We start from the raw sequence: 323 nt of genomic DNA, 5'->3' as shown, positions 1-323 counted from the left end.
GGGGCTGGATCACCTCCTTAAACGATAGACTGCTGTTTTATGCAGTGTCCACACAGATTGTATGGTTGAAATGTAGAGAGCCACTTAGTGTTGCCCAACAACATTAAGTACGAACAGTGTCCCGTTCGTCTAGAGGCCTAGGACACCGCCCTTTCACGGCGGTAACAGGGGTTCGACTCCCCTACGGGACGCCACGGGTCGTTAGCTCAGTTGGTAGAGCAGTTGACTTTTAATCAATTGGTCGCAGGTTCGAATCCTGCACGACCCACCATTCTTTCTCACGAAGGAATTAAAACTATCGTGGGCGATTAGCTCAGTTGGGA

2 tRNA genes are annotated in these 323 nt (G+C 50.2%); both read left to right on the top strand.

Going from position 1 to position 323, the window contains the following annotated elements:
• Positions 1-118 precede the first annotated feature (118 nt).
• Positions 119-194: transfer RNA gene (locus tag ABT58_RS22770), tRNA-Glu, on the top strand.
• 1 nt (position 195) lies between these two features.
• Positions 196-271: transfer RNA gene (locus tag ABT58_RS22765), tRNA-Lys, on the top strand.
• The last annotated feature ends 52 nt before the right edge of the window (positions 272-323 follow it).

The sequence above is a fragment of the Photobacterium aphoticum genome (assembly GCF_001029435.1).
Lineage (GTDB): Bacteria > Pseudomonadota > Gammaproteobacteria > Enterobacterales > Vibrionaceae > Photobacterium > Photobacterium aphoticum.
Note: the sequence above shows the minus strand (reverse complement) of the source record. Positions and strands in the feature narration are given on the sequence as shown.